The 21359-nt window shown below is 73.0% G+C and carries 16 protein-coding genes; 10 read left to right on the forward strand and 6 right to left on the reverse strand.

What is annotated here, in order from left to right:
* The first annotated feature begins 117 nt into the window (after positions 1-117).
* Positions 118-603: a hypothetical protein gene (locus J4G33_RS01815; protein WP_208054175.1), complete on the forward strand. Its 486-nt coding sequence runs from the start codon at positions 118-120 to the stop codon at positions 601-603.
* 36 nt (positions 604-639) lie between these two features.
* On the opposite strand, the gene J4G33_RS01820 is transcribed toward J4G33_RS01815, so the two are convergent.
* Together J4G33_RS01820 and gnd are read right to left on the reverse strand one after the other, a co-directional pair.
* Positions 640-1965, reverse strand: coding sequence for a carboxylate--amine ligase (locus J4G33_RS01820; protein ID WP_307793662.1), 1326 nt, complete (start codon positions 1963-1965; stop codon positions 640-642).
* On the reverse strand, positions 1962-3398 hold the full coding sequence (gnd, locus tag J4G33_RS01825) for an NADP-dependent phosphogluconate dehydrogenase (protein ID WP_208054176.1): 1437 nt from the start codon (positions 3396-3398) through the stop codon (positions 1962-1964). Before gnd ends, J4G33_RS01820 begins: the two co-directional genes overlap by 4 nt.
* Before the next feature lie 123 nt (positions 3399-3521).
* Here gnd and J4G33_RS01830 point away from each other — a divergent pair, with 123 nt between their 5' ends.
* The 5 genes from J4G33_RS01830 to J4G33_RS01850 all read left to right on the forward strand — a co-directional run bounded on the left by J4G33_RS01830 (position 3522) and on the right by J4G33_RS01850 (position 9490).
* Entirely contained in the window at positions 3522-4103 is a 582-nt protein-coding gene (locus tag J4G33_RS01830) for a DUF3000 domain-containing protein (protein WP_307793663.1), read from the forward strand.
* 86 nt (positions 4104-4189) lie between these two features.
* On the forward strand, positions 4190-4726 hold the full coding sequence (locus tag J4G33_RS17695; RefSeq protein WP_243758360.1) for a helix-turn-helix transcriptional regulator: 537 nt from the start codon (positions 4190-4192) through the stop codon (positions 4724-4726).
* 65 nt (positions 4727-4791) lie between these two features.
* Positions 4792-6045, forward strand: coding sequence for an HRDC domain-containing protein (locus tag J4G33_RS01840; RefSeq protein ID WP_208054177.1), 1254 nt, complete (start codon positions 4792-4794; stop codon positions 6043-6045).
* A gap of 56 nt (positions 6046-6101) precedes the next feature.
* A complete protein-coding gene (locus tag J4G33_RS01845; protein WP_208054178.1) occupies positions 6102-7325 on the forward strand; it encodes a thiolase family protein in 1224 nt (407 codons plus the stop codon).
* Entirely contained in the window at positions 7322-9490 is a 2169-nt protein-coding gene (locus J4G33_RS01850; protein WP_208054179.1) for a 3-hydroxyacyl-CoA dehydrogenase NAD-binding domain-containing protein, read from the forward strand. Before J4G33_RS01845 ends, J4G33_RS01850 begins: the two co-directional genes overlap by 4 nt.
* A 33-nt stretch (positions 9491-9523) precedes the next feature.
* Here J4G33_RS01850 and pflA read toward each other — a convergent pair whose 3' ends face one another.
* The 3 genes from pflA to dxs all read right to left on the reverse strand — a co-directional run bounded on the left by pflA (position 9524) and on the right by dxs (position 14936).
* The gene (gene pflA / locus J4G33_RS01855) at positions 9524-10468 is read right to left on the reverse strand and encodes a pyruvate formate-lyase-activating protein (protein ID WP_208054180.1); all 945 of its coding nucleotides are present in this window, start codon (positions 10466-10468) and stop codon (positions 9524-9526) included.
* A 178-nt stretch (positions 10469-10646) separates the two neighbouring features.
* Positions 10647-12920, reverse strand: a complete 2274-nt coding sequence (gene pflB / locus J4G33_RS01860; RefSeq protein WP_208054181.1) for a formate C-acetyltransferase — start codon at positions 12918-12920, stop codon at positions 10647-10649.
* Positions 12921-13055: 135 nt separating this feature from the next.
* Complete coding sequence (gene dxs, locus J4G33_RS01865; RefSeq protein WP_208054182.1) at positions 13056-14936, reverse strand: 1-deoxy-D-xylulose-5-phosphate synthase; 1881 nt, start codon at positions 14934-14936, stop codon at positions 13056-13058.
* Between the two features lie 90 nt (positions 14937-15026).
* Between dxs and J4G33_RS01870 the strand changes: the two genes are divergently transcribed.
* From J4G33_RS01870 to J4G33_RS01885, 4 genes are all read left to right on the forward strand, one after another.
* Positions 15027-16475 (forward strand): GuaB1 family IMP dehydrogenase-related protein, encoded by a 1449-nt coding sequence (locus J4G33_RS01870; protein WP_208054183.1) that lies wholly within the window; start codon positions 15027-15029, stop codon positions 16473-16475.
* 4 nt (positions 16476-16479) lie between these two features.
* A complete protein-coding gene (locus tag J4G33_RS01875; protein WP_372434939.1) occupies positions 16480-17202 on the forward strand; it encodes an NUDIX hydrolase in 723 nt (240 codons plus the stop codon).
* A gap of 79 nt (positions 17203-17281) precedes the next feature.
* Positions 17282-17563: a hypothetical protein gene (locus J4G33_RS01880; protein WP_208054184.1), complete on the forward strand. Its 282-nt coding sequence runs from the start codon at positions 17282-17284 to the stop codon at positions 17561-17563.
* Positions 17556-18260, forward strand: coding sequence for a type 1 glutamine amidotransferase (locus tag J4G33_RS01885; RefSeq protein WP_208054185.1), 705 nt, complete (start codon positions 17556-17558; stop codon positions 18258-18260). The genes J4G33_RS01880 and J4G33_RS01885 overlap by 8 nt, the downstream gene beginning before the upstream one ends.
* 147 nt (positions 18261-18407) lie before the next feature.
* Here the strand turns inward: J4G33_RS01885 and acnA are convergent, their stop codons facing one another.
* Entirely contained in the window at positions 18408-21227 is a 2820-nt protein-coding gene (acnA, locus tag J4G33_RS01890; protein ID WP_307793665.1) for an aconitate hydratase AcnA, read from the reverse strand.
* Positions 21228-21359 lie beyond the last annotated feature (132 nt).

Raw genomic sequence — 21359 nt, forward strand, 5'->3', positions numbered from 1 at the left:
GGCCCCCCGGTGACCACGCGGTGCTGCCACCACCCTAGCCCGGGGGTGCTCGCCGGGTCAGGGGCCGAGGTCCTCGCTGGACCGGCGCACCACCGCGGTGGCAACTAGGCTCGGGCCGTGAGCGAGATCATCCTGGTCCTCAGCGAGGACGCCCTGACCGAGGTCGACGTCGACCACATCACCGCCCTGCACGTCGAGCGAGACGTCCGCTACCACGTGCTCGTCCCGGCCGACACCGAGCGCAACGTCCTGGTGTCGCTGGTGGACCACCTGAGCCTGGGCGAGCTGCGGGAGGCTCTCGACACCGTTCTGGGTCGCGAGCCTGAGCCCGAGCGGGCCCATCACGACGCCGAGGCCCAGCTCGAGGCGAGCGTCGCAGCCTTCACCACCGCGGGGAGCACGGCGGACGGGGCCGTCGTCTCGGACGACCCGCTCCCGGCCCTGCGGGCCGCGGTGTCCTCGCAGGACGTCCGCGAGGTGGTCGTCGTGACCTTCCCGCACGCCCTCGAGGACACCTTCCACACCGACTGGGCCTCCCGCGCCCGGGACGAGCTCCAGGTACCCGTGCTCCACCTGTACGCGGGCACCAGCCGGGTCGGCTGAGCCTGGCCCCACTGACGGGGCCAGGCTCCTCCGGCGTCAGAGGCCGCTCTCGGTCACCCTCGGGTAGTGGCGACGGAACTTGCGGACCTGGTTGACCGAGGCGAGGGCCACGTACAACCGGCGTCGCCACCGCCGCTCGGGCCGGTACCGCAGGGGGTGCGCGGTCGCCCGGCGTCGCACCAGGGAGTCGGCGCGGGCACGCAGGGCCGGGTCCACGAGGTACCGGCGCAGGAGCCGGTACGGGACGATCGAGTACAGCACCTCGCGCTCGACCACGACCGGCGCGACGGCGGTGCCGTCGACCCTGTCCTCGACGAGGAAGCGCACCGGGTTCGCCCCCGCCGCCGTCACGTAGTAGCTGTTGCGGCCGATGCGCGGGTTCACCTCGAAGAACTGGGCCGACCCGTCTCGGGGGTCGACCTTGACGTCGAAGTTCGCGAAGCCCACGTACCCGATGCTGGTGAGCAGCCGCTGGGCCTGCTCGAGCATCGCGTCCGAGCGTCCCGTGATCATCGCCGCGGGGTTCCCCAGCCCGCTCGGGGTGTGCTCCTCGAGCAGCACGTGGGCGCAGCACGAGAGGGTCACCACGCCGCGGGTGTCGACGTAGCAGGTGATGCTGCGCATCTGCGTGTCGTCCCCGGGGATCATCTCCTGGATCACGAACCGGCCCGTGAACCCCGCGCGGACCAGGGTCGCGTACAGCTCCTCGAGCCCGGCACGGTCCTCGACCTGGTAGACCTTCCGCTTTCCCGGGAAGCTCAGCCGCTCGTAGTCGGCGCTGTTCGCCGCCTTCGCGATGACCGGGAAGTCCAGCTCGACGGGCACCGGCACCCACCCCGGGGACGCCGCCGCGGCGAAGTCCTGGACGACCGTGGTCGGGGTCGCGATGCCGAGCTCGTGGCAGAGCTCGGCGAAGCGGGCCTTGTCCGCGAGACGGTCCAGCAGCGGCTCGTCCAGGAACGGGACCGTGTACCACTGCTCGAGCTCGTCGCGGTGCTGCACCAGGAAGCGCACCAACCAGTCGGTGTTCGCCAGGAGCAGCAGCTCGGGCCGATCACCACCGGAGGGCGACCCGTCGGCAGACCCGGTGAACCGGGCCGCGACCCGGCCCAGGGCGCGGACCATCTCCTCGGGGTCGGCCTCGGGCCCGAGCACGACGTTCTCGATGATCGTCGAGTCCGCGACCGGGCCCGTCACGGTCAGGCTGACCACGATCGAGCGAAGGCCGTACTGCTCGTGGAAGGAGCGGGCCAGGGCGTAGACCCCGATGTCGGCCCCGAGGATCACCGGCTGGAAGGCCACACCCCCGGGGGAGCGTCCCTCGGCCCGCAGGACGGGTTCCCCCGCACCGGTCTGGGTCACTCCTGGACCTCGGCGCGGTCGGTGGTCCACTGGGTGTGGAAAGAGCCCTCACGGTCGGTGCGCCGGTAGGTGTGGGCACCGAAGAAGTCGCGCTGCGCCTGGATGAGGTTGGCCGGCAGACGCTCGGCCCGCACACCGTCGTAGTAGGCCAGCGAGGACGAGAAGGCCGGGGTCGGCACCCCGTTGAGCGCGGCCTGGGCGACGATCCGTCGCCAGGCCGTCACCCCGTCGCCCACGGCCTGGGTGAAGTACTCGTCGGCGAGCAGCAGCGGCAGGTGGGCGTCGCGCTCGTAGGCCTCGGTGATGCGGTTGAGGAACCGCGCGCGGATGATGCAGCCGCCCCGCCAGATGCGCGCCATGGCGCCACGGTCGATGTCCCAGCCGAACTCCGCGCTCGCCGCGGCGATCTGGTCGAAGCCCTGCGAGTACGCCACGACCTTCGAGGCGTAGAGGGCACGACGCACGTCCTCGACGAAGGCATCGCGGTCGATCACGTCCCAGGTCCCGGCGTGCGCGGGCAGCGTCCCCGCCGCGGCGGCACGCTGCGGCACCGAGCCCGACAGGGCCCGCGCGAAGGTCGCCTCGGCGATCCCGGTGATGGGAACGCCCAGGTCGAGGGCGTTCTGCACGGTCCAGCGCCCGGTGCCCTTCTGCTCGGCCTGGTCGAGCACCACGTCGACGAAGGCCCCACCGGTGACCGGGTCGGTGTGGGCGAGCACGCCGGCGGTGATCTCGATGAGGAAGGACTCGAGGTCCCCGGTGTTCCACTCGGCGAAGATCTCGCCGATCTCCGCCGCGGAGGCCCCGAGCCCTTGCTTGAGCAGGTCGTACGCCTCGGCGATCAGCTGCATGTCCGCGTACTCGATGCCGTTGTGCACCATCTTGACGAAGTGGCCGGCACCGTCGGCCCCGACGTAGGTGCAGCACGGCACCCCGTCGACCTGCGCGGCGATCTTCTCGAAGATCGGCCCCAGCCAGGTGTAGGACTCGGCCGAGCCGCCAGGCATGATCGAGGGCCCCAGGAGCGCCCCCTCCTCCCCGCCCGAGACACCGGTACCGACGAAGTGGAGGCCGTGCTCGCGCAGGGCGGCCTCACGGCGCCGGGTGTCGGGGAAGTGCGCGTTGCCGGCGTCGATCACGATGTCCCCCTCCTCCAGGAGCGGGACGAGGTCGTCGATCACGGCGTCCGTGGGACCGCCGGCCTTGACCATGACGATGATCTTGCGAGGCCGCTCGAGGGAGGCCACGAAGTCCGCGAGGCTCTCCGAGCCGATGAACTCCCCCTCGTCCCCGTGGTCGGCGAGGAGGGACTGCATGCGCCCCGCCGAGCGGTTGTGCACGGCTACCGTGAAGCCGTTGCGGGCCAGGTTCCTGGCGAGGTTGCGACCCATGACGGCCAACCCGGTGACACCGATCTGCGCGCGTGCGGACATGCTGGAGGGGTTCCCTTCCGACGGAGAGACGACCTCGCCAGGGTAGTGCGGTCGGGCCCACCCGGCAGATGTGTCCGCGCGCCGGTCCCCGCCGGTGTCACCGCGTCGCTCTACGCTGCGACGGTGATCACTGCGGATGCAGACGTCCCCGCCGAGTTCGTGCGCGCCCTGGGCGCCCTGCGCGACCGTCGGCTGCGCCCCGAGATCCGGCTCACCGAGATCCCCGCCCCCGCCCGCATCGCGCCCTACGCGGTGGCCCTGACCGGCGAGCTCCTGGGCGGTCCCGGCGACGAGGTCGAGGAGGATCCCGCCTCGGGCCGGTTCGTGCTGCTCCACGACCCGCGCGGCCAGGAGGCCTGGGAGGGCACCTTCCGCGTCGTCACGCTCGTCCGCGCGACCCTCGACCCCGAGGCAGGCGCCGATCCTCTGGTCTGCGAGGCGGCCTGGAGCTGGGTCACCGAGGCGCTCGAGGCCGCCCCCCGGGGCTGGTCCGCCCTCGGCGGCACCGTCACGCGCGTGGTCTCGGAGTCCTTCGCCGCGCTGGCTGAGCGGCCCGACGAGGTCGAGATCGAGATCCGTGCCTCCTGGACGCCGCCCGACGGCGCCGTGGGCGACCACCTCGAGGCCTGGGCGACCGTGCTCTGCCACTCCGGCGGTCTGCCCCCACTGCCCGAGGGCGTCGCAAGCCTCGGGCGCCGCCGCTGAACCGGCGCGAACTGCTCCTCAAGGTCCCTGACCTTCGCGCCGATATCTCGGGTGACACGCCTCACACGCACCCCGGGAGCACTCCCTTGACCGTCGAGCACGTCAGCACCGCACCGGACCGGACGGCCGTGCGGGTCGCACCCGGAGCAGCCTCCGAGCGGCCTCACCCGCCGTCGCAGCGCACCCGGCGATCCCGCGAGGGCGCCCCGCTGTGCCTCGTCGTGCCCGAGCTCGGGGACGGGGACGGCCACGTGCTGGTCCGGACCCTGCGCCGCCGGGAGTCCACCCGGGCCGTGCTGCTGACCCGCAAGGCCGGGCGTCGCGAGCTGGTGGTCCTGCTGGGCAGCGGCATCCGCGGCGCCGTCGCGGCCGAGCCGCCCGGGGCCGTGCGGATCACCGGCCGGCCCCAGCCGACCAGCCGTGCGAGCAGCGAGCTGACCGCTCGCGAGCTGGGCGTCCTGCGCCTCGTCGCCGACGGCCGCACCAACCGCCAGATCGGCGAGCACCTCGAGCTCTCCGCCCTCACGGTCAAGAGCCACCTCGCGCGCATCTCGCGCAAGGTGGGCACGGGCGACCGCGCCGAGATGGTCGCGTACGCGATCCGCAACGCCCTCCTCGCCTGATCACCCGCGCCCCCGACGGCGCCGCCTGCGCGGCCAGCCGGGTGCGAGCGTCTAGCGTGGTGGGCATGTCCAGCGCCCATCCCGACGTCACCGGTCCGGCGAGCGACGAGGACGCTCCCGAGATCACCCCTCTGCGCGAGCCCCGAGAAGGGGTCCCCGCCGTGGTCGACACCCCCGAGGCCCTGGCCGAGGCCGTCGAGCGCCTGCGCTCGGCCTCCGGCCCCGTGGCGGTCGACGCGGAGCGCGCCTCGGGCTACCGGTACGGGCAGCGGACCTTCCTGGTGCAGATGCGCCGCGAGGGCGCCGGCACGGTGCTGATCGACCCCGTCCCCCTGCCCGACCTGAGCTCGGTCGACGAGGCCCTCGGCGACGCCGAGTGGGTGCTCCACGCCGCCTCGCAGGACCTGCCTGGCCTGTCCGAGCAGAGGCTCCGGCCGGCCGCCGTCTTCGACACCGAGCTCGCGGCCCGGCTGCTGGGGCTGCCCCGTGTCGGGCTCGCCGCGGTGGTCGCCGAGATCCTGGGCCTGGGCCTCGCCAAGGAGCACTCGGCGGTCGACTGGTCCACCCGACCGCTGCCGCAGGACTGGCTGCTCTACGCGGCGCTCGACGTCGAGGTGCTGCTCGACCTGCGCCGCGAGCTGGGCGACCGTCTGGACGCCGCGGGCAAGGGCGAGTGGGCCCGGCAGGAGTTCGAGGCCGTGCGCCTCGCCCCGCCGGCGCCGCCGCGCGTGGACCCGTGGCGTCGCACCTCGGGGCTGCACGCGATCCGCGACCCCCGGCGCCTGGCCGTCGTCCGCGCGCTGTGGCAGGCCCGTGAGCACGACGCGCGGCGCCGTGACGTCTCCCCCGGCCGGGTGCTGCCCGACGCCGCGATCGTGGCCGCCGCCCAGGCGATGCCGACGAGCGTGACCGCGCTGACCGAGCTGCCCCAGTTCAAGGGCAAGGCGACCCGCCGACGGGCCGAGCACTGGTTCGCCCCCGTCGCCGAGGCCCTGGCCCTGCCCGAGGGCCAGCTGCCGTCCTCGCGCGGGCCGCGCACCGACGCACCGCCCCCGCCGCGCACCTGGTCCGACCGCGACCCCGCCGCGGCCGCGCGGCTCGCCGTGGCGCGGACCGCCGTCGCCGAGATCGGCGAGGAGCACCAGGTCCCCGTGGAGAACCTGCTGACCCCTGACCTGCTGCGACGCCTGTGCTGGTCACCGCCGGCACGGATCGACGAGGTCTCCGTCGCCGAGACGCTGGCGGCCGCGGGGGCCCGGCCGTGGCAGGTCGAGCTCGTGGCCCCGCGTCTCGCCGCGGCCTTTGTTACTCTCCAGTAGCTTCGTCACTCGGCAGCAGCACCACCCGGACAACGCCGTCCACCTCAGGAGAGCCCATGAGCACCTCGCGCCGCACGGTCCAGGACGTCGTCTTCGTGGACGGGGTGCGCACCCCGTTCGGCCGCGCCCGCCCGGACGGGATCTACGCCCACACCCGGGGTGACGACCTCGCCGTCAAGGCGACCCGTGAGCTCCTGCGGCGCTCCCCCGGCCTGCCACCTGAGCGCGTGGACGACGTCGCGCTGGCCGCCACGAGCCAGAGCGGTGACCAGGGGCTCACCCTGGGACGATCGGTCGCCGTGCTCGCGGGGCTGCCGCGCACCGTGCCAGGGTTCGCCGTGGACCGGATGTGCGCGGGGGCCATGACCGCGGTCACCGCGACGGCCTCGGCGATCATGGCCGGGGCGCAGCAGGTCGCCGTCGCCGGCGGGGTCGAGCACATGGGGCACCACCCGATGGGGGCGGACACCGACCCCAATCCCCGCTTCGTCGCCGAACGGCTCGTCGACTCCTCGGCCCTGGTCATGGGTGCGACCGCAGAGAACCTGCACGACCGGTACCCGGCCCTGACCAAGGACCGGGCGGACGCGTACGCGGTACGCAGCCAGCAGCGGTACGCAGCAGCCCTCGCGGCCGGGCACATCTCGGCCGACCTGGTGAGCATCGCCCTGCGCGACCCCGAGCGGGGGTGGGGGCTCGCGACCGCCGACGAGCCGCCCCGCCCAGGAACGACCCTGGCCGACCTCGCAGGGCTGGCCACCCCGTTCCGGCCGGGCGGCCGGGTCACCGCGGCGACCTCCGCCCCGCTCACCGACGGGGCCGCCGTCGCGCTGCTGGCCTCCTCCGAGGTCGCGTCCGAGCTCGCGCTGCCCGCACGGATGCGGCTGGTCAGCTACGCGTACGCCGGGGTCGACCCCGAGGTCATGGGCATCGGCCCCGTCCCGGCCACCGAGAAGGCCCTGCGCCTCGCCGGCCTCGGGATCGAGGACATCGGGCTGATCGAGATCAACGAGGCCTTCGCGGTCCAGGTCCTCGCCTTCCTGGACGGGATGGGGATCGAGGACGAGGACCCGCGGGTGAACCCCTTCGGCGGTGCGATCGCCGTCGGGCACCCGCTCGCGGCCTCCGGGGTACGGCTGATGTCCCAGCTCGCCCGGTCCTTCGCCCTGCACCCCGAGGTCCGGTACGGCATCACGACGATGTGCGTCGGTCTCGGCATGGGCGGCACGGTCGTCTGGGAGAACCCCCACCACCACGGCAGCACGGAGGAGCAGGCATGAGCGCGACGCACGGCACCCCGCCCGGCCCCGACCAGGAGGCCACCCGCCGTCTCGCCGGGCTTCCCGGCGAACGGGTCGCGCACGCCCTGGTCCGTGACGTGCCGCTGCCCGACGGCGGCGTCCTGGCCCTGCTGACGATCGACAACGGCCTCGACCACACCAAGCCGACGACCCTCGGGCCGGGTGGCCTGGCCGAGCTGCACACGGCGCTCACGACCCAGCGGGACCGCGCAGCGGCAGGTGAGATCCAGGCCCTCGCCGTCACCGGCAAGCCGTACTACCTCGCTGCCGGGGCGGACCTCGGCTACATGGCCGCGATCGCCGACGCCGCCGAGGCGCGGGCCGTGGCCCAGGCGGGGCACAGGACCCTCCGGCTGCTGGGCGAGCTCGGCGTCCCGACCTTCGCCTTCGTCAACGGGGCGGCCCTGGGCGGTGGGCTCGAGGTCGCCCTGCACTGCACGTACCGGTCCGCGGCCGCCGACGTCGGTGCCCTGGCCCTGCCCGAGGTCTTCCTCGGCCTGGTGCCCGGGTGGGGCGGGTGCTACCTGGCTCCGCACCTCCTGGGTGTGCGCCGGGCCGTAGACCTCGTGATCCAGCGCCCCCTGGCGAACAACCGGACCACCTCGGCCGTCGCAGCCCTCGACATGGGCCTGGTCGACACGGTCCTGGACCCCGCGGACTTCCTCGAGCAGTCGATCCGCTGGTGCGCCGAGGTCCTCGCGGGTCGCGTCGTGGTCCCGCGGCCCGAGCTCGAGGACCAGGGCACCTGGGACGCGACCGTCGCCGCTGCCCGCACGGCCCTCGACCAGCGCCTGCACGGATCGCGGCCCGCTCCCTACCGTGCCCTCGACCTGGTGGCAGCGGCACGCACGGCGAGCCGGGACGAGGCCTTCGCCGCCGAGGACGAGGTCCTCACCGAGCTCCTCATGACCGACGAGCTGCGCGCCGGGCTCTACGCCTTCGACCTGACCACCCGCAAGGCACGCAAGCCCGCCGGGGCGCCCGACGCGGCTCTGGCGCGACCGGTGCGCCGGGTCGGGATCGTCGGCGCCGGGCTCATGGCCGGGCAGCTCGCGGTGCTCATCGCCCGGCGGCTCAAGGTCCCCGTCGTGATGCGCGAGGTCGACGAGGACCGGGTCGCCGCTGGCCTGGCCGGGGTGCGCCGGCTCGTCGAGGGCATGGCCTCGAAGGGGCGTGTGAGCGAGGACGAGGCGCACCGGCTGCTCGCCTCGATCACCATCAGCACCGACCTGGGCACCCTGGCGGGGGCGGACCTGGTGATCGAGGCCGTGACAGAGGTGATGTCGGTCAAGCAGACCGTCCTGGCCCAGCTCGAGGGCGTGGTCGACGCCGAGACCGTGCTGGCGACCAACACCTCGGCCCTGTCGGTCGCCGAGATGTCGGAGCAGCTCGAGCACCCCGAGCGCGTCGTCGGGCTGCACTTCTTCAACCCCGTCGCGCAGATGCCGCTCATCGAGGTGGTCCGGACCGCGCAGTCCTCCGACGCCGCGCTCGCGACAGCCTTCGCGGTGGCCAAGGACCTGCGCAAGACCGCGGTCGGGGTCGCCGACCGCCCCGGGTTCGTGGTCAACCGGCTGCTGCTGCGGATGCTCGCCGACGTGGCCGCGACCGTCGAGGCCGGGACCCCGGTCGGCGTCGCCGACCGGGCCCTACGGCCTCTCGGGCTCCCGATGGGTCCCTTCGCCCTCATCCAGCTCGTCGGGCTGCCCGTCGCCCTGCACGTGCTGGGCTCCCTGCACGCCGAGCTCGGCCCGCGCTACCCGCTCTCCCCCGGGCTCGAGCGACTGGCCGCCGAAGGGCGCCGGGTGGTCCCCGAGCCGGACGGCACCGGGGCCGAGACCGAGGTCGACCCCGCGATCCAGGAGGCCTTCGGCGAGCCTGGTGGGCCCGGGGCCCTCGACGAGGCCGGGGTGCTCGACGTCGTCCGGCGGGGCCTGGCGCAGGAGATCGGGTTCATGCTCGAGGAGCAGGTCGTGGCCGGGCCCGAGCAGATCGACCTGTGCATGGTGCTCGGCGCGGGCTGGCCGTTCCACCTCGGCGGGATCATCCCCTACCTGGACCGCACCGGGGTGAGCGAGGACGTCATCGGTCGCCGTCTGCTCGCGCGCGGGACCGCGGACCTCCCGGAACGCGTCAGCTCCTGACCTTGCGCCCGGTGGTCTGCTCGGCCCCTGCCCTCAGCGGACGGTGAGGCCCCTGCTGCGGAACTGCTCGCGCACGCGTTCGACGAGCTCGGGGGTCGGGGCCGGGGTGTCCTCGAGCTCGTAGCGCAGGCCCAGGCTCGCCCACTTGTCCCGGCCCATCTGGTGGAAGGGAAGCACCTCCACGCGCGAGACGCTGCTCAGGCTCGCGACGTAGTCGGCGACCGCGTCGACGTTCTCGGGGGCGTCGGTGAGCCCCGGGACCAGGACGAAGCGCACCCAGATCTCGGTGCCGCGGGCTGCGAGGCGTCGGCCGAACTCGAGGGTCGGCTCGAGCTCGCGCCCGGTGACCCGACGGTAGGTCTCGGGGATGCCGGACTTGACGTCGAGCAGCACCAGATCGATGTCCTCGAGCATCGCGTCGGTGCAGTGCGCACCCAGGTAGCCCGAGGTGTCGACGGCGGTGTGGATGCCCATCTCCTTGGCCCCGCGCAGGATGCGTGCGACGAAGGCCGGCTGCATGAGGGGCTCTCCCCCGGAGATCGTGATGCCGCCGCCCGTGACCTCGAAGATCGAACGGTAGCGAGTGATACGGGAGAGCAGCTCGTCAGCGGTCACCGGCTCGCCCCGACGCATCTCCATCGTGTCGGGGTTGTGGCAGTACAGGCACTGCAGGGGGCACCCGGACAGGAAGGTCGTGAGTCGGGTCCCCGGACCGTCCACCGCGGTCACCAGCTCCCACGAGTGCAAGGACCCGAGCTCGCCGGCCCGCATCTGCGCGAAGCGCTCGCTCCGGTCGGCCTCGCTGAGCTCGAGCCCTGAGGTGCCCGAGGAGGACCGGCCGTACGCACCGCCGACCACGGGGACGCCGAGCTCCACGATGGGGGCGCCGTCGGGGCCCGCGGGCACGGCGTGATCAGCGGCCCGCGTCGAGCCGTCGCCCTGCACCCTGGAGGCCGCTGTGCTGGCTGCTGTGGTCATGAGCCCAGTGTGCCCCGCGGCCCCGGCCAAGTCGTAGGACGAATGTCCGCCCTCCTCGGTCCCGCGCAGACCAGCCGTCGCCTCCCCCGCCCCGCCGCGGGACGCACGAGGGCGCGGCCCCAGATGACCTGGGACCGCGTCCTCGTGCGGTGCGGGTGCCGGAGCCCGCGTGGTCGGGTCAGAGCCCGCCGTGGAAGGTCCGCGACAGCACGTCGAGCTGCTGCTCACGGGTCAGCCGGACGAAGTTCACCGCGTACCCCGACACGCGGATCGTCAGCTGGGGGTAGTTCTCGGGGTGCTCCATGGCGTCCTCGAGGGTCTCGCGGTTGAGCACGTTGATGTTCACGTGGAACCCGTGCGACACGTTGTACCCGTCGAGCAGCCCCACCAGGTTGGTGATCTGCTCCGGCCGGTCCCGCCCCAGCCCCGAGGGCACGACCGTCGAGGTCAGCGAGATGCCGTCCATCGAGTCCTCGTACGGGAGCTTCGCCACGCTGAGCGCGCTCGCGAGCATGCCGTGCGTGTCCCGCCCGTTCATCGGGTTGGCCCCAGGCGCGAACGGCTCACCGGTGCGGCGTCCGTCGGGGGTGTTGCCCGTGTGCTTGCCGTAGACCACGTTCGAGGTGATCGTGAGCACCGACTGCGTGTGCAGGGCACCCCGGTAGGTGGGCTGCTGACGGATCTTGTCCATGAAGCTGCGGACGAGCTCGACGGCGATCGCGTCCACCCGGTCGTCGTCGTTGCCGAAGGTCGGGTAGTCCCCCTCGACCGTGTAGTCCACGACCAGGCCGGTCTCGTCGCGCACCGGGCGCACGGTCGCGTACCTGATCGCCGAGAGCGAGTCGGCCGCCACCGAGAGCCCCGCGATCCCGCAGGCCAGGGTCCTCAGCACAGCACGGTCGTGCAGGGCCATCTCGAGCCGCTCGTAGGCGTACTTGTCGTGCGACCAGTGGATGCAGTTGAGGGCGTCCACGTAGGTCTGCGCAAGCCACTCGAGCAGGGTGTCGTACGCCGAGTACACCTCGTCGTAGTCGAGCACCTCGCCCTGCAGCGGCATGGTGACCGGGCCGATCTGCTTGCCCGACACCTCGTCACGACCACCGTTGATCGCGTACAGCAGCGCCTTGGCCAGGTTCACCCGGGCCCCGAAGAACTGCATCTGCTTGCCGACCCGCATGGCCGAGACGCAGCACGCGATCGCGGCGTCGTCGCCCCACGCGGGGCGGATCAGCTCGTCGGACTCGTACTGGATGGCCGAGGTGTCGATCGACACCTGGGCGCAGAAGCGCTTGAACCCGTCGGGCAGCTTGTGGCTCCACAGGACGGTCAGGTTCGGCTCGGGGGCCGGGCCCAGGTTGTAGAGGGTCTGCAGGTAGCGGAAGGAGGTCCGGGTGACGAGCGGACGCCCGTCCTCACCGACGCCGCCGAGGGACTCGGTCACCCACGTCGGGTCGCCCGAGAAGAGCGCGTCGTACTCGGGGGTGCGCAGGAACCGCACGATGCGCAGCTTGATGACGAAGTCGTCGATCAGCTCCTGGGCCTGCTCCTCGGTCAGCACGCCCGCCGCGATGTCGCGCTCGAGGTACACGTCGAGGAAGGTCGAGGTCCGGCCGAGGGACATGGCCGCACCGTTCTGCTCCTTGACCGCACCCAGGTAGGCGAAGTAGAGCCACTGCACGGCCTCGTGGGCATTCGCCGCGGGCCGCGAGATGTCGAAGCCGTAGGAGGCCGCCATGCGCTTGAGCTCGCCCAGGGCACGGACCTGCTCGGCGATCTCCTCACGCTCACGGATGACGTCCTCGGTCGAGCGCTCCATGTCGAGCTCGGCCCGCTCGAGCTTCTTGGCCTCGATGAGGGCGTCGACGCCGTAGAGGGCCACGCGGCGGTAGTCGCCGATGATCCGGCCACGACCGTAGGCGTCCGGCAGCCCGGTGATGAGGTGGGAGCTGCGGGCGGCCCGGACGTCGGGCGGGTAGACGTCGAAGACGCCGGCGTTGTGGGTCTTGCGGTACTCGGTGAAGATCCGCTTGACCTGGTCGTCGGCCTCGTAGCCGTAGGTGGTCAGGGCGTTCTCGACCATGCGCCAGCCGCCGTAGGGCATGATCGCGCGCTTGAGGGGGGCGTCGGTCTGGAGCCCGACGATGAGCTCGTTGTCCTTGTCGATGTACCCGGGCGCGTGGGCCGTGATCGACGACGGGGTGTTGGCGTCGACGTCGTAGATGCCCTTGGCCCGCTCCTCGGGGAACATGTCGGCCAGTCGCTGCCAGATCCCCGTGGTGCGGGCGGTGGCCCCCGCGAGGAACTCGGCGTCGCCGGTGTAGGGGGTGTAGTTGCGCTGGATGAAGTCACGCACGTCGACGTGGTCCTGCCACGGACCACTGACGAACCCGCGCCAGGCGGGGGTCGGGCCGTGCGGCGTGACCGTGGTGCCTGCATCTGTCGTGATGGCCATGGGACTGCGCTCCTCGTGGTCGGGCTCCGGTGTCCTCGACGCTACGCGCGCAGTCATGGGACGACCTGGGACCTTCGGCTCGACCTCACCGTACCGAGCGTGACCCCGGTCACACCGGTGGTCGAGGGGAGAAGCTCAGACCGCGGGGCCGCGCACGAGCGCCAGCACGTCGTGGGCGACGTCCTCGGCACGCAGACGCAGGGTCTCGAGGAGCTGGGCCCGGGTCGCGTGGTCGAGGAAGGTCAACGGGATCCCCACGGCCTGGACCGGCACGCCGACGCCCGCCTCGGCGCACCGCTGACCCAGCACCGCGCCGACCCCGCCCTCGACGAGCCCGTCCTCGACGACCACCACGTGGTCGTGCTCCCCCGCGAGCTTGACGAGCGCCGCGGGGACCGGGAGCACCCATCGAGGGTCCACCACGGTCGTCGGGAGACCCTCGGCGTCGAGCATCCGACCGACCTCGACGGCGAGGTGCGCCATCGGACCGATCCCCACGACCAGGACCGACGCCCCGTCCCCGGCGTGCCGGGCGAGCACGTCGACCCCGTCGACCGTGTCCACGGCCTCGAGGGCGTCGGGCAGGGGCCCCTTGGGGTAGCGGACGACCGTCGGGGCGTCGTCGACGTCGACCGCCTCCCGGAGCGCGCTGCGCAGGGTCGGCTCGTCCCGCGGGGCGGCGAGGTGCAGGCCCGGGACCATGCGCATCAGCGACATGTCCCACATCCCGTTGTGGCTCGCCCCGTCGTCCCCCGTGAGACCCGCACGGTCGAGCACGAAGGTGACCCCCGCACGGTGCAGCGCGACGTCGAGCAGCACCTGGTCGAAGGCACGGTTGAGGAAGGTCGCGTAGACCGCGACCACGGGGTGCAGCCCCGCGAAGGCCATCCCGGCCGCCGAGGTCACGGCGTGCTGCTCGGCGATCCCGACGTCGAAGGCGCGGGCAGGGAACTCGGCGGCGAACGGGGCGAGCCCGACGGGCTGGAGCATCGCCGCGGTGATTCCCACCACGTCGGGCCGCCGACGTCCGATCCGGACCATCTCGTCGGCGAAGACCGAGGTCCACCCGAAGCGCGAAGGGGCCACCGGCAGGCCCGTCTCGGGATGGATCTTGCCGACCGCGTGGAAGCGGTCCGCGACGTCCTGCTCGGCCGGGACGTAGCCCCGGCCCTTCTCGGTGATCACGTGCACGATCACGGGCCCGCCGAAGGCCTTGGCCCGGCGCAGCGACTGCTCGACCGCCGTGACGTCGTGGCCGTCGACCGGGCCCACGTACTTGATGCCGAGGTCCTCGAAGAGTCCCTGGGGCGCCACGACGTCCTTGAGGCCCTTCTTGAGGCCGTGCAACGCCTCGTAGGCCAGACGCCCCGGTGGGCCCGAGCGCCGCAGGGTGCGCTTGCCCCACGCGAGGAAGTTCTCGTAGCCGCGGGTCGTGCGCAGGGTGTCGAGGTGGTGGGCGAGCCCGCCGATGGTGGGGTCGTAGGAGCGGCCGTTGTCGTTGACGACGACCACCAGCCGCCGGTCCTGCCCCGCGGCGATGTTGTTGAGCGCCTCCCAGGCCATGCCCCCCGTGAGCGCGCCGTCGCCGATCACCGCGACCACGTGCCGGTCGACGTGCCCACGCAGCTCGTTGGCCTTGGCGATCCCGTCAGCCCAGGACAACGCCGTCGAGGCGTGGGAGTTCTCCACGACGTCGTGGACGGACTCCTCCCGGCACGGGTAGCCCGAGAGCCCGCCGCGCTGGCGCAGGCCCGCGAAGTCCGACCTTCCCGTCAGCATCTTGTGCACATAGGTCTGGTGCCCGGTGTCGAAGATCATGGTGTCCCGCGGGGACTCGAAGGCCCGGTGCATCGCGAGCGTGAGCTCGACGACCCCGAGGTTCGGGCCGAGGTGGCCCCCGGTGCGGGAGACCGAGGCGACCAGGAAGTCCCGGATCTCCTGCGCGAGCCCCTCGAGCTGGGCAGGACGCAGGGCCCGGACGTCGGCGGGCGAGCTGATCCGCGGGAGGATGGCCATCAGAGCATGGTACGTCCTGGGTGCCCTCGCGGCCGTGCGGCGAGGCCGTCGCGCTCCGTGGGCCCCGGTCGGCAGCCGTAGGCTGGGAGCATGCGCTTCCTGCCCGGGCACGAGCCCTCGACCGACCTCACCTACGGCGACGTCTTCCTCGTCCCGTCCCGCTCGGAGATCACCTCGAGGTTCGACGTCGACCTCGCCAGCGTGGACGGCACGGGCACGACGATCCCGCTGGTCGTGGCGAACATGACGGCCGTGGCCGGCCGGCGCATGGCTGAGACCCTCGCCCGTCGCGGAGGGCTGACCGTCCTGCCCCAGGACATCCCGACCGACGTGGTCGCCGACGTCGTCGCCTCGGTCAAGGCCCGGCACACGGTGGTCGAGAGCGCCGTGGTCGTCGCACCCACGGACACCGTCCACACCGCGCTGACCCTGATCGGCAAGCGGGCCCACGGAGCCGCCGTGGTCGTCCTCGAGGGCCGTCCGGTGGGCGTCGTCTCGGACGCCGACTGCCAGGGCGTCGACCGCTTCACCCAGGTCTCCGAGGTCATGACCCCCGACCCGACGGTGGTCGAGGCCGGCCTGCTCACCGGCCCGGCCGGGCTCGAGGCCGCCTTCGAGAAGCTCCACGCCTCGCGCCGGCGCTTCTCCCCCGTGGTCCAGGACGGCACCCTGGTGGGCGTCCTGACCCGGACCGGCGCGCTGCGCAGCTCCATCTACTCCCCCGCCCTCGACGCGCAGGGGAACCTGCGCGTGGCCGCCGCGGTGGGCATCAACGGCGACGTCCGTGCCAAGGCCGCGGCCCTCCTCGAGGCCGGGGTCGACACCCTGGTCGTGGACACCGCCCACGGCCACCAGCGCAAGATGCTCGAGGCCCTCTCCGCCGTGCGCGGACTCGACCCCTCGGTGCCTGTGGTCGCCGGGAACGTCGTGACCGCGGAAGGGACCCGCGACCTCGTCGAGGCCGGGGCCGACATCGTCAAGGTGGGCGTGGGCCCCGGGGCCATGTGCACCACCCGCATGCAGACCGCCGTCGGTCGGCCGCAGTTCTCGGCGGTGCTCGAGTGCGCCGCCGAGGCCAGCCGCCTGGGCGCGCACGTGTGGGCCGACGGCGGGGTGCGGCACCCGCGGGACGTCGCCCTGGCCCTCGCCGCCGGGGCCTCGCAGGTCATGATCGGCTCCTGGTTCGCGGGCACCCACGAGAGCCCGGGAGACCTGCACGACGACGGCACGGGCCGCCTCTACAAGGAGAGCTTCGGCATGGCCTCGGCGCGGGCAGTCGCCGCCCGCACCGCGGCGGGCTCGGCCTTCGACCGCGCCCGCAAGGCCCTGTACGAGGAGGGCATCTCCTCGTCGCGCATGTACCTGGACCCGCGTCGGCCCGGGGTCGAAGACCTGGTCGACCAGATCACCTCGGGCCTGCGCAGCGCGTGCACCTACGCGGGGGCCGCGAGCCTGGTCGAGTTCGCCGAGCGCGCCGTCGTCGGTGTGCAGTCCGCCGCGGGCTTCGACGAGGGGCGGCCCCTCCCGGCCGGCTGGTGACCCGGTGAGTGCGGGCCCGCCCCACGGTGGCGAGGCCGGCCCGGGCCGGCCCCCCCGGGGCCAGCTCGAGGACCTGGTAGCCCGCGGCGTCGACTGGGGTCCCTGGGCCCGGCAGGCCCTGCGGACCCAGCAGGACGCCCGGCCCGCCGCGGTGCTCATCCTCCTGGGCGCCCTCGACGGCCGACCCGCTCATCACCCGAGCCCGGCCGTGCCGCAGGACCTCGACGTGCTGCTCCTGGGGCGCTCCCCGGCGCTGACCCACCACCCCGGGCAGGTCTCCTTCCCTGGCGGGCGCCTCGACCCGGGGGACGACGGACCCGTCGCCGCCGCCCTGCGGGAGGCCGTCGAGGAGACCGGCCTCGACCGCACGGGGGTGGACGTGCTCGGCACGCTCGCGCCGGTGCCCGTCCCGGTGAGCAGGCACCTGGTCACGCCGGTCCTGGCCTGGTGGGCAGCCCCCTCCCCGGTGGGGGTCGTCGACCACGCCGAGTCGAGCGTCGTGTTCCGCGCCCCGGTGGCCGACCTCATCGACCCGGGCAGGCGGCGATCTGCCACCACGTACCGGGGCCGTCCCGTGGGGCGGACCCCGGCCTTCCTGGTCGACTCGCTCGACGGCGGCGCCCCGCACGTGGTCTGGGGCTTCACGGCCCTGCTCCTCGACAGGGTCCTCGACGCCCTGGGCTGGGCCGAGCCCTGGGACCCGTCCCGCACGATCGAGGTGCCCTGAGCCGCACGCCGTGGCATGACGGGCAGGACGGGACGGGACGGGCCGTGACGTAGCCGGGGGCTCCTGCGACGATGGCTCCATGAGCGACACCCCGACAGCTGCAGCCCGGGCGAGCGCTGGCCCGACCGACTGGGTCAGCGGCGAACGCGTCTTCGCGCCCCCGGCGGGCACCCTCGACCCGGACTGGCTGGTCCCCGCCGTGCTGGAGGCCGTCCCCGGTGCGACGCCCGGCCAGGCGCAGACCGCCGTGGTCGCGGCATGGCAGGCGACGCGGGCCGCCGAGCCCGTGCCTGGCGGCACGCCGCTCGAGCGGGCTGCGGCCGGTGCGGTCGCCGAGGCGGTCAGGGCCTTCGGTGCCTGAGCCCCGTCGCCTGCTGGTGCTGCGCCACGTGCCCTGGGAGGGGCCGGGCCTGGTGACGACCGGCCTCCAGGACGTGCCGACCGAGGACCGGCTCGTGGTCGACGAGGCCGATCCCGAGCTGCCGCCGGCCGCAGACCTCGCAGGGCTCGTCGTCATGGGTGGCCCGATGGGGGCCGACGACCTCCTCGAGCACCCGGGGCTCGTCGCCGAACGACGCATCCTGGCCGACGCCGTCGACGCCGAGGTCCCCGTGATCGGGATCTGCCTGGGCATGCAGCTCCTCGCCTGCGCCCTGGGTGCGTCGCTCCACCCCGGGCACGGCACGGAGATCGGTCTCGGTCCGGTGGACCTGCTGGCCCCCGACCCCGTGCTCGACCCGCTCGGCCCTCGGCCCGAGGTCCTGCACTGGCACTCAGACGCGGTGGACCTGCCCGCGGGCGCAGCGCTGCTCGCCTCGAGCCCGCTGACCCCGGTCCAGGCCTTCCGAGCAGGTAGTGCCCTGGGGCTGCAGTTCCACCTCGAGGTCGACCGCTCGCTGCTCGGCGCCTGGCTCGCCGAGCCCTTCATGCAGGCCGACCTGGCGGCCCACGGCATCAGCGGGATGGCCGAGGCCGGGGAGCGGGTCCTGCCCTCCCTCACGCCCGCAGCGATCCGCGGCCTCGGCACCTTCGCCGAGGCCGTCCGCGCGCGGGCCTGATCGGCACCCGGGTCTGATCGGCACCCGGGTCTGATCGGCGCGGACCAGACGACCTGCGCCGGACGGACGCAGCCCGGGGCACCTCCCGTCAGGAGGTACCCCGGGCTGCGTCGCGCTGCTGAGCCTCAGGTGTCGCGCTGCTGGGCCTCAGGCCTCGACGAGGGACCGCAGCACGTACTGGAGGATCCCGCCGTTGCGGTAGTAGTCCGCCTCGCCGGGGGTGTCGATCCGCACGACGGCGTCGAACTCGACGACCGCACCGTCCTGCTTGGTCGCCGTCACCGCGACCGTGCGCGGCGTGGTCCCGTCGTTGAGCGCCGTGACCCCGGAGATGTCGAAGGTCTCGGTGCCGTCCAGACCGAGGGAGTCGGCCGACTCCCCGGCCGGGAACTGGAGCGGCAGCACGCCCATCCCGATGAGGTTCGACCGGTGGATGCGCTCGAAGCTCTCGGTGATCACCGCACGGACCCCGAGCAGCCTGGTGCCCTTGGCCGCCCAGTCGCGCGAGGAGCCCGAGCCGTACTCCTTGCCGCCCAGGATCACCAGGGGCACCTCCGCCTCGGCGTAGGCCTGCGCGGCGTCGTAGATGGCCGCCTGCTCCCCCGTGAGGTGGTTGACCGTGAAGCCGCCCTCGACCCCCGGGACGAGCTGGTTGCGCAGCCGGATGTTGGCGAAGGTGCCACGGATCATGACCTCGTGGTTGCCACGGCGCGAGCCGTAGGAGTTGAAGTCGCGCCGCTCGACCCCGTGCTCGGCGAGGTACGCCCCGGCGGGGCTGTCGGCCTTGATCGCCCCGGCCGGGCTGATGTGGTCGGTCGTGACCGAGTCGCCCAGCTTCGCCAGGACCCGGGCCCCGGCGATGTCCGTGACGGCCTCGGGGGTCGCGCCCATGCCGTCGAAGTACGGAGGCTTGCGCACGTAGGTCGAGTCGGCGTCCCACGCGAAGGTGTCGCCCTCGGGGGTGTCCAGCCCGCGCCACCGCTCGTCCCCCGCGAACACGTCCGCGTAGTCGTCGGTGAACATCTCGCGGTCGATCGACGAGTCGATCGTCGCCTGGACCTCGCTCGCCGCGGGCCAGATGTCCCGCAGGTAGACGTCCTCACCGGCCTCGGTCCGGCCCAGGGGCTGGTTGTCGAAGTCGAAGTCCATCGTCCCGGCCAGCGCGTAGGCGATCACCAGGGGCGGGGAGGCGAGGTAGTTCATCTTGACGTCGGGGTTGATCCGGCCCTCGAAGTTGCGGTTGCCCGAGAGGACCGAGACGACCGAGAGGTCGTGCTCGTTGACCGCGGCCGAGACCTCCTCGGGCAGGGGCCCGGAGTTGCCGATGCAGGTCGCGCACCCGTACCCGACGAGGTGGAAGCCGAGCTTCTCGAGGTAGGGCCACAGGCCGGCCTTCTCGTAGTAGTCCGTGACGACCTTGGACCCGGGGGCCATCGACGTCTTGACCCACGGCTGGGCGACGAGGCCCTTGGCCACGGCGTTCTTGGCGAGCAGGGCTGCCGCGAGCATGACCGAGGGGTTCGAGGTGTTCGTGCACGAGGTGATCGAGGCGATCACCACGGCGCCGTGGTCCAGCTCGGTCTGCGTGCCGTCGGCCAGGGTGACCGGGACGCGCTTGTGCGGGCGCCGGGTGCTGTCCCCCGCCGGGGTGCGGGCCGGGGCCTCCGCACCGTCGGCGTGCTCCCCCGCGGCGATCGGGTCAGAGGCCGGGAAGGTCTCGTCGACCGAGGCGTCCAGGCCGTGCAGGTCGCCGTGCTGGTGGTCGACGTAGTCGAGGATCGAGGTCGCGAAGGACTCCTTCGCCTCGGTCAGGGCGATGCGGTCCTGCGGACGCTTCGGCCCGGCGATCGAGGGGACCACGGTCGACAGGTCGAGCTCGAGGTACTCGGAGAAGACCGGCTCGACGTACTCCGGCGAGGACGGGTCGTGCCACAGGCCCTGCTCCTTGGCGTAAGCCTCCACCAGGGCGAGCTGGTCCTCCGCACGCCCGGTCAGACGCAGGTAGTCCATGGTCACGCCGTCGATCGGGAAGATCGCGCAGGTCGAGCCGAACTCGGGGCTCATGTTGCCGATGGTCGCGCGGTTCGCGAGCGGGACCTGCGCCACGCCCTCGCCGTAGAACTCGACGAACTTGCCGACCACACCGTGCTCGCGCAGCTGCTCGGTGATCGTCAGCACGACGTCGGTCGCCGTGACGGCCGGCGGGATGGTGCCGGTCAGGCGGAAGCCCACCACGCGCGGGATCAGCATGGAGACCGGCTGGCCGAGCATCGCGGCCTCGGCCTCGATGCCGCCGACGCCCCAGCCGAGCACGCCGAGCCCGTTGACCATCGTGGTGTGGGAGTCCGTCCCGACGCAGGTGTCGGGGTAGGCGCGCGTGACGCCCCCGACCTCGCGGGTCATGACGCCGCGGGCCAGGTACTCGATGTTGACCTGGTGGACGATGCCGGTGCCGGGCGGCACGACCTTGAAGTCGTCGAAGGCCGTCTGCCCCCACCGCAGGAACTGGTAGCGCTCGTGGTTGCGCTCGTACTCGAGCTCGACGTTGCGCTCGAAGGCGTCACGGCGGCCGGCGACGTCGATCTGCACCGAGTGGTCGATCACGAGCTCGGCCGGGGCGAGGGGGTTGATCCGGGCAGGGTCGCCCCCGAGGTCGACCACGGCCTCGCGCATGGTGGCGAGGTCGACGATGCACGGCACGCCCGTGAAGTCCTGCATGACGACGCGGGCAGGGGTGAACTGGATCTCCTCGCTCGGGTCCGCGGCGGCGTCCCAGCCGGCGAGCGCTCGGACGTGGTCGGCGGTGATGTTGGCGCCATCCTCCGTGCGCAGGAGGTTCTCGGCGAGGATCTTGAGGCTGTAGGGGAGGCGCTCGAGACCGGGGACCGCGGCCAGCCGGTAGACCTCGTAGGAGGTCCCCCCGACCTCGAGGATTCCCTTCGACCCGAACGTGTCGACGCTGCTCACGGTGGCTCCATTCAGTGGTGTGTCCGAGGGTGGTGGCGACCGCCCGCAGGGGACGCTCGTGACCCTCTCCGAGACTATCGACTGGTCGTCGCCGCCGACCGCCCGGGATATCTTGACGTCAAGATACATCCT

The organism is Actinotalea soli (assembly GCF_017565425.1).
Lineage (GTDB): Bacteria > Actinomycetota > Actinomycetes > Actinomycetales > Cellulomonadaceae > Actinotalea > Actinotalea soli.

Coding starts and splice junctions, on each gene's coding strand:
- J4G33_RS01840 (WP_208054177.1), top strand. CDS start 4,792: ATGTCCAGCGCCCATCCCGACGTCACCGGTCCGGCGAGCGACGAGGAC.
- J4G33_RS01870 (WP_208054183.1), top strand. CDS start 15,027: ATGCGCTTCCTGCCCGGGCACGAGCCCTCGACCGACCTCACCTACGGC.
- dxs (WP_208054182.1), bottom strand. CDS start 14,936: ATGGCCATCCTCCCGCGGATCAGCTCGCCCGCCGACGTCCGGGCCCTG.
- pflB (WP_208054181.1), bottom strand. CDS start 12,920: ATGGCCATCACGACAGATGCAGGCACCACGGTCACGCCGCACGGCCCG.
- J4G33_RS01880 (WP_208054184.1), top strand. CDS start 17,282: ATGAGCGACACCCCGACAGCTGCAGCCCGGGCGAGCGCTGGCCCGACC.
- gnd (WP_208054176.1), bottom strand. CDS start 3,398: ATGTCCGCACGCGCGCAGATCGGTGTCACCGGGTTGGCCGTCATGGGT.
- J4G33_RS01850 (WP_208054179.1), top strand. CDS start 7,322: ATGAGCGCGACGCACGGCACCCCGCCCGGCCCCGACCAGGAGGCCACC.
- pflA (WP_208054180.1), bottom strand. CDS start 10,468: ATGACCACAGCAGCCAGCACAGCGGCCTCCAGGGTGCAGGGCGACGGC.
- J4G33_RS01845 (WP_208054178.1), top strand. CDS start 6,102: ATGAGCACCTCGCGCCGCACGGTCCAGGACGTCGTCTTCGTGGACGGG.